Origin of the sequence: Fibrobacter sp. UWH1 (assembly GCF_002210365.1) — a bacterium.
Lineage (GTDB): Bacteria > Fibrobacterota > Fibrobacteria > Fibrobacterales > Fibrobacteraceae > Fibrobacter.
On record NZ_MWQG01000024.1, the window covers coordinates 44,505 to 52,440 of the forward strand.

Annotated in this window: 6 protein-coding genes and 1 pseudogene; all 7 read left to right on the forward strand. The window is 49.0% G+C overall.

Going from position 1 to position 7,936, the window contains the following annotated elements:
• The first annotated feature begins 226 nt into the window (after positions 1 to 226).
• A complete protein-coding gene (locus B7992_RS11310; RefSeq protein WP_176421929.1) occupies positions 227 to 3,277 on the forward strand; it encodes a cellulase family glycosylhydrolase in 3,051 nt (1,016 codons plus the stop codon).
• A gap of 70 nt (positions 3,278 to 3,347) precedes the next feature.
• Positions 3,348 to 4,049, forward strand: coding sequence for an AzlC family ABC transporter permease (locus tag B7992_RS11315; RefSeq protein ID WP_088666302.1), 702 nt, complete (start codon positions 3,348 to 3,350; stop codon positions 4,047 to 4,049).
• Positions 4,046 to 4,363: an AzlD domain-containing protein gene (locus tag B7992_RS11320; RefSeq protein WP_073157601.1), complete on the forward strand. Its 318-nt coding sequence runs from the start codon at positions 4,046 to 4,048 to the stop codon at positions 4,361 to 4,363. Before B7992_RS11315 ends, B7992_RS11320 begins: the two co-directional genes overlap by 4 nt.
• A 59-nt stretch (positions 4,364 to 4,422) precedes the next feature.
• Entirely contained in the window at positions 4,423 to 5,202 is a 780-nt protein-coding gene (locus B7992_RS11325) for a hypothetical protein (protein WP_073233250.1), read from the forward strand.
• An 86-nt stretch (positions 5,203 to 5,288) separates the two neighbouring features.
• Positions 5,289 to 5,774: a hypothetical protein gene (locus B7992_RS11330; RefSeq protein ID WP_073157595.1), complete on the forward strand. Its 486-nt coding sequence runs from the start codon at positions 5,289 to 5,291 to the stop codon at positions 5,772 to 5,774.
• A gap of 52 nt (positions 5,775 to 5,826) precedes the next feature.
• On the forward strand, positions 5,827 to 6,969 hold the full coding sequence (locus B7992_RS11335) for an outer membrane beta-barrel protein (protein ID WP_073157593.1): 1,143 nt from the start codon (positions 5,827 to 5,829) through the stop codon (positions 6,967 to 6,969).
• Between the two features lie 12 nt (positions 6,970 to 6,981).
• Positions 6,982 to 7,936, forward strand: a pseudogene (locus B7992_RS11340) (hypothetical protein); the annotation flags it as partial.

A 7,936-nucleotide genomic window follows, 5' to 3' on the forward strand; every position in this document is an offset into this window, starting at 1 on the left:
CTCCCACCCAGCCGTCAGATGATGTAGTCTTGAAAAGGGGAATTCCAAAAGCCCTTAAAAACGCCCTGCTGTAAAAAGCGGGGCTTTTTTCATTCTGGAGGCGGGGGTGTATTCCTCCGTATACGTTTTTTTTATTACGTAAACAAAATATGTATTGAGTTTTGTCCTTTGTAAATCTATAATGAGCCGGATCCTTGGGATTGGTGTATTAACAAAGGATGTTCAAATGAAAAAATTATTAGTGTCTCTCTTGGTAATGGCAGCTGCAGCCTTTGCCGGACCCGTAAGCTACTACGGAAAACTTCAGGCAAAAAATGCCGCCCTGTATTCTGCTAATACCGGAGATAAGGTTCAGTTGAAGGGTATGAGCATGTTCTGGGATACCTGGGATGTGGGCTACAACTTCTATAAGAAGAACGTTATTGACGCCCTGGTTCGCGACTGGAAAATTGAAATTATCCGTGTCGCCCATGGTACCGGCACTAATTTGAATAGCAATTGGAAGTCTCTGGACGAAACCGTCATTGACGCTGCCATCAGTAACGATATCTACGTCATTATCGACTACCATTCTCACAACGCTCAGAATGAAGTTGCAGAGGCCAAGGAATTCTTCACCCATATGGCCTCCAAATATGGTAAGTATCCTAACGTCATTTTCGAAGTGTTCAACGAACCCACCGGCGAAAAGATGTGGAACACTATCAAGAATTACGCCAATGAAATCATTCCGGTGATCCGTAAAAATGGTGGAGCTGACAATCTGGTCATTGTGGGTAACAGCCAGTACTCCGCTCATCCCGAAGAAGTTGGCGCAGGTGACATTAACGACAACAACTATGCCGTAACGTTCCATTTCTACGCTACGGAACATGGTGTTTCCGATGGTGCATACAGCGGCTACTCTAACTTCAAGAGCCGTGTCAATACCGCTCTCCAGAATGGTATGACTGTTTTTGTTACTGAATGGGGAACTACCGAAGCTAGCGGCGACGGTACCGTCAGCGAATCCAAGTCCAATGAATGGATGACCTACCTGGATAGCAAGAAGATTTCCTGGTGCAACTGGTCTGTAAGTAACAAGGGCGAAACCTCTTCCGCATTCATGAATCAGGGTAACTACACCAATCCTTCCAACTGGAGCGTAGACGGTTATTCTGCTTCTGGTAAGTATGTCTACAATCAGCTGCAGAACAACTACAAGACTGCCCCGTGGGTAAATGGTTCTACTCCGAATACCTCTTCTTCTACTGCTTCCAGCAGCGCTATGGCCGCAGGCTATACCGACTACATCGATGACTTTGAAGATGGCGACAAGTATGCCTTTACCGGTGGCGTCTGGTATGCCTACGATGACTCCAAGGACGATAACGGTGCCGGCGAATCTACCATCACCAACGATCCTGAAAAGGATGAAGATGGTGTTGACGGTTTCAAGGTTGTGGTGAAGGGTGATGACACTAAGGGCATGCTGGCTCTCAAGGGCATTAAGCTGGTTCAGGGTAAGAATCTGTATGCTCCTTATGTGGCTCTCGGCGTGAAGCTGAACAAGGACGAATCCGATTATGACTTGTCCTCCTGCAAGTCTATCAGCTACCGATACAAGGGTGCCGAACACAATTTCAAGGCTCAGTCCTCCAAGGTTGAAAACTTCAACTACCATAAGATTGCCTTCAAGGCCCAGAGTTCTTGGACAAAGGCCGAAATTTCATGGGAAGATCTGGACCAGGAAAACTGGGGCAAGGCAGAAATGGAAACTCACTTCAGCATTTCTACCGCATTGAACACCATTAACAAGCTGACCTGGGAAGTGAAGGGTATTGAAAACGCTAACAAGACCTATGACGCTCCCACCTACAACTATCTCTACATTGACGACGTCCGTTGCGACGGTCTGGCCATCAAGCCTGTTGCTGGTTCCGGCTCTACCACCGGTAATTCCTCCAGCTCTACTGTTTTGAACAATAGCTCTAGCTCTACCGTCGTTACCAACTCCTCCTCTAGCATTGTCGTTGGCAATTCCTCCTCCAGTACCGTTGTGACCAATTCCTCCTCTAGCACCGTTGTGGCTAATAGCTCCAGCGCCACCGCTGCCGGCTACAAGGTTTCCGGTAACCTGGAACAGACTGTTGCTCCGAACGGTACCTTCGCTACTGTTACTATTACCGGCGTAACTTCCTTCAGCCGCGACTGGGCTCTGTCCTTCCTGACAATTGAAGAAAAGAACGGTACCGTAACCATTTTTGGAACTGTTCCCGAATGGGCATCTTCCAAGTCTGAAACTCTGACCATCAATGGTGAAAAGGTCGTTGTCAAGTTGACCGTTGCTGCTGCGGGTGCCTCTTCCAGCTCTGCTGTCCAGAACGGTTCCTCCAGCTCTGCAACAGCAGGAAGCAGCGCAACTGTTGCTACCCCCGCAGGCGTAGTGGATGACTTCGAAGATGGCGACAACCAGGCTTACACTGGTGGCTACTGGTTCGCTTACAACGATAAGGGCGACAAGGGCGCATCTACCTTCGCTAACGAAGAAGACGCTGAAAATGGTGGCTATGTGGTAATTTTCCCGGCAACCAACGGTTCCACCACTATGGCTGGCCTTAAGGATGTCGTTCTGGATCAGGGTGATAACAAGTATGATCCTTATGTGGCTCTCGGTTTGAACCTGGGCGAAGAAGATGAAGCCTATGATCTTTCCAGCTGCACCGAAATTTCTTACGACTACATCGGTTCCGCTCATAACTTCAAGGCTGTCCTCAAGGGTGATGGCACGGGCGCTCTGACTGATTATGACCGCCATATGGTTGCTATGAAGGCTTCTACTTCCTGGACTACTGCCAAGATCGCCTGGTCTGACCTGGAACAGGATGGCTGGGGTGCTGAAGTGGTTCTGGATAAGTCTCTGGTTTCTGCTTTCCACTGGGAAATCAAGGCTGAAGTTGAACCCAACTACCTCTATGTGGATAACTTCAAGTGCGATGGTCTCAAGATTGTTCCGCCGGCAAGCAGCGATAGCAAGGATCCCAGCTCTTCTGCTTCTACCGTCGCTCTGAATACCGTTGTTGCTAACCCGCTGTCTGTGGCTCTCCATGGCCGTACCCTCCAGATTGGTGGTGCTGACCTTGTGAATGTTGATGTGTTCGATATGCAGGGTCGCCCCATGATGAGTCTCCGCAACGTCAATAGCGATGTTGCCCTGGAAACTCTGGCTGGCGGTAGCTACATCGTACGCGTCCGTGCTGGCTCTGCCAACATGACCAAGCGCATCATGCTGAAGTAATCTTCATTCCCTAAATTTGTTAGACGAAGTGTCCGCTAGAAATAGCGGGCATTTTTGTATATTTGGCCTCATGAAATTTACGAAAGGTGTAAAAGACGGACTTCCCATTGGAATTGGATATTTTGCCGTATCCTTTTCTTTTGGCATTGCCGGGTCCAAATTATTGACTTGGCCTCTGGTCACCTTGATCTCCATGACTAACTTGACTTCTGCAGGGCAGTTTGCCGGTTTGCAGATTATGGCTGATGCGGCAGGCACATTCGTCGAAATGGCTATTGCGACTTTCTTTATCAATCTGCGTTACAGCCTGATGGCCATTTCCCTTTCCCAGAAGGTGGCGCCTAGTTTCGGTACTGGAAAGCGATTGTTCCTGGCCATGGGTATTACCGACGAAATTTATGCCGTTTCCATGGTACAGAAGGAACCGGTCACCCCGATTTACTTTTTGGGCCTGGCCACCTTGCCTTATATAGGTTGGTCCCTGGGAACTTTGTCTGGTGCCATATGTGGCGAAATTTTACCGGCTATTGTGACTAATGCCCTGGGGGTTGCACTGTATGGTATGTTCATTGCCATCGTGGTTCCCCAGATGAAGGCCCATAAGCCGACGATGCTTGCTGTGGCTATCGCGATAGGCTGTAGTCTCGCCTTTAAGTTTGTGCCGGCCCTAAGCGGTGTTACCGTGGGCTTTGCCATTATCATCTGCGCCTTGATCGCTTCCCTGATTTGCGCGGCTCTTTTCCCTGTCAAGGATGAGGAGGCTGAAACATGAACTTGAAGCTATACTTTATGTATCTGGCGGTGATGGCTGTGGTGACGTACCTTTTGCGTGCCGTCCCCTTTGTGCTGCTGAAGTCAAAATTGAAGAGCCCGTTCTGGCGTTCCTTTTTGGCTTATGTGCCTTACACGGTTCTTGCGGCCATGACTGTCCCTGCCATATTCTATTCAACCGATAGCAAACTTTCTGGCGCCTGCGCTCTTGTGGCTGCCGTGGTGGCTTCCTTGTTTGGCGCGGGTCTTGTTGGCGTTGCCGTGGTGGCTTGTGTTACGGTTCTTGGTGTAGACGGCCTTTTATTGTTTTTATAAAGTTTGCGGTACACTTCTAACTTTACCCCATAAATCGAAAATTAACTGTCCGTAAAAAAATGACTTCTGAACAGTGGGAAAAGATTCGCGAAATTTGCGATAAACTATCAAAGGTGACTTACGAGAACCTGACGAAGATTATCCGTCTTGAACAGACGGGAAGTTCGTCTGCCGCCCAGAAGCTGGACGATAGTTTTCAGAACGATGTGGACGCCTGGATGGGTGGCGGCACCTGCTTTAGCATGACTTGGCACCTGTATCAGGTTTTTGTGGATATGGGTTTTAAGCCTCGCCTGGTCATGGGCCATAAACGTAAGGAACGGAATATCCATTGCGCGTTGATTCTGCCCGACAATACGTCGTCTCCATTGGCTCCTGCAACGGAATATCTTTTTGATCCGGGGTACTTGATTTTTGATCCGCTGCCGATTCCCCAGCCGCCTCCCTTTGGAACGGGAACTGCGTTCTTTCCGCTGGTTCCTAACTGCGTCCGTCTGGACCGTCCTTCTGCCGACGCCATGTCCCTTTGGACTGGGGGTGCGGGCGCTCCCATGAAATTGCGTTTTGACTATCCGGTGGAGGGCGTTTCTGTAGAGGAATTTAAGCAGCACTGGAATGGAAGTTTTTATAGGGAAATGATGACTTATCCGGTGCTGAACCGCCTAGACCGCGAACGGGGCGTGCAGTACTATTACCAGAAGGGAAATCTGGTAACCCGAGATGCCAATGGCTCCCGTATGGAACGGATTGAGGTGCCCGATCGCGTGGAAACTTTGAGCCGGGTGTTCGATCTTAAGCCGGAATTGATTGAAAGGGCTCTGCATATCCTCGAAAAATAAAAGGATGTGAGGGGGATGTTTTTTGAATAGGTCTTTGAGGCTTATTATAATTTTCTTATATTCTCGCAAACTCTATAGGAGGAATCATGAAGAAGTTTGCGATTGTTTTGCTGTCCGCCCTGTCTATGGCCCTTGTGGCTTGCGGACCTTCTAAGTTGGAAATTCAGGAAATGGCTGTCCAGAGTGACGTGGTTGTCGAAGTCCGTCAGGTCCTGAACGATTCCATTAGCCTTTTTGTTGGCAATACGCTGTACTTGAACGCCAAGCAGATGGTTTCTGACGAAATGTATCCGCTGCTGGTGAGCATGCGTGATCCCGCTGAACTGGAAAAGCCTACCGCAACAGATATCCTGAATAGCGACGAAGACTTGCTGAACTACCTGCGTAGGGTTTCTCCTCAGATGGTAGCTGTGGGTTTGGTCATTGGCGAAACCGCTGCCAATGAAATCGGCTTCGAGGAGTCCGATGTGGTGACCCGATTGACTGCCGTATTCCGGAAGATGGGTGGCGGTACTTTGGTTCTGTTCCACGAAAAGGGTGGCGAACTGACCGACGCCAAGAAAATTTTTTAATAATGATGGGAGTCAACTGGGGACAGTTGACTTTTAATTTTAAGGAGAAGATATGAAGCGACTGATGGCCCTGCTGGGAATTTGCTTTGCTTCCGCCTTTGCCCAGGGAAACTGGGATTCTGCTGATGTTGGATGGGATGATGAGCCCGCCGCTCCTGCAACGGGTGCCGTTGCCGATGGGAATGCTGCTCCCGCTGAAGCGTTGCCTGCGCCTGTGGCGGTTCAGGAGGATGAAATTCCGCCTGTGCCTCCCTCACCTCAGGATCACGGTTTTGTAGAAATTGCGGAACCGGCTGCTCCTAGTCAGGCAGCTCCCGCCCCGGCTTCCTCTGCCGAATCTAAAACTGCGGCCGCTCCTGCCACTGCCGCTCCTGCTGCGGCTCAGCAAGAAGGACTGCAATGGACTTTTACTGGGAATGCAAATGCTGCGGCACCTGCTGCCGTTCCTGCTGCACAGGATGGCGATAGCTTTGTTCCTTTTGGTTCACAACCTGCGGTCAACTCCACTTCGTCTGTTCCCGCAAATGATGACCGCAAGAAATTCTTCGCGGGTGTATTTGCTGCTGGAACCTATAACGATTTCTACGACACAAAGCTTGGATTCGGTTCCCTCGGTAAGAGTGCTTCGGGCTATTCCATCAAGACTTCCGGGGCCGATGATATTCTGGGCAATTTCTGGGGTCTTGGCTATAATGCCGGCCTTAGCGTGCTGTACATGCCCAGTGAATTTGCCGGTGTCCATGTGGAAGTGGGCGGGGCTTATCGTTATGCAAGCAGTGAAGCGGACATATCTGTGATTCTTACTTGGGATGATTCTGATCGACTTCCCGAAAAGTCAGACATGACCATTGAATATTACGTCAAGCAGCTTCGTATCGATGTGCCGGTATTGGCTCGTTTCGCCTTGCCGAATGTGGCTTTCCTGGAAGTGGGCCCCCAGGCGTCTTTCGCCCTTTATTCCAAGAGTAAGACTGTTATCGAAGATGATTTCGGAAAGCAGACTTTCCGCGAACATGACGTGAGCGACGTGTTTGAAATGGATGCAGTCATTGGTGTCGGTTCCACGAAGTACATCGGTACAAAGGCCCTTGACATGAGCTTGCGTTTTGTTATGGGTATCACTGCCTTAAACGATGCTGATGATGCGCCCAAGACTTGGCAGGGACAGTTTAATTTAACCTTCTGGTTCTTGTAATAGGAGGGTGACATGAAGAAGTTTATTAAAAGTTTGCTGAGTGTCGCTGCGATTTTTGCTTGCTCCGAAAGTGCTTTCGCCACATGTTCTGGAACAATTCATTTTCAGAAACCGGCTGAATGGTCTGGCGCAATGGATGTCGTCATTTTGAACAAGACTTTTGCCATTACAGAAGACATGTTCAATTCGGCTACCGGTTTTTATGATATTAAGGTAAATCAAAGCGTGTATTCGAGCCCTGAGGAAAAGTTTGGTATCCAGCATATGGTTAAGGTCAATTCGGGATCTTCTGCTTATGGCCGTACTGAACTGTATTATGTTCTTGCGTCTAAATGGAACGGCTACGAATCTATGTATTCTATGCTTATTCCTAGCCATCTTGATATTCCCTGTCCGACAGATGACGGCGATGTCTATGTGATGGAAAATCCCAAGAAGCCTGGATCTACTTTGATTTCTTCCCAAAAGCCTGATATCAAGTACTTCTATGTCCTTGTACCCGACGATGAAGAGTGGAAGGCTTCCGTTCCCATGTATTCCGGTGATGGTACCTATAAAAACCGCCAGTATCTGAAGGTCGCTCCCGATATGTGCGGCTGGTATTACGCAGTGTGGATGGATGAAGAACTGCCTGAAAATCTGATTTTCTTCAAGGCTGAAGATGAATCTCTTGATGATGCAATTGGTATTGATGGATGGGGCGCTTCTAAGTTGACTCCTATCGCTTCTGCCGCATTGTATGAAGGCTATGGCGTTGACGAACTGTTCTTTATTGCTGATCCGGGCGAATCCCCCGATGGCAAGGTGATTTCCTTGAATGATCCTGAAATTGAGGGTAACTGTACCTATTCCATGGCGGCTGTTCTCTATGATACCGATGCATCTCTCCATGGTTCCTTTACCTGTGATGCCTATCCTGCTGTGGCTTCTAACGGTTGCTATGTGGCTTCTGCTCCCTATGGTTTCC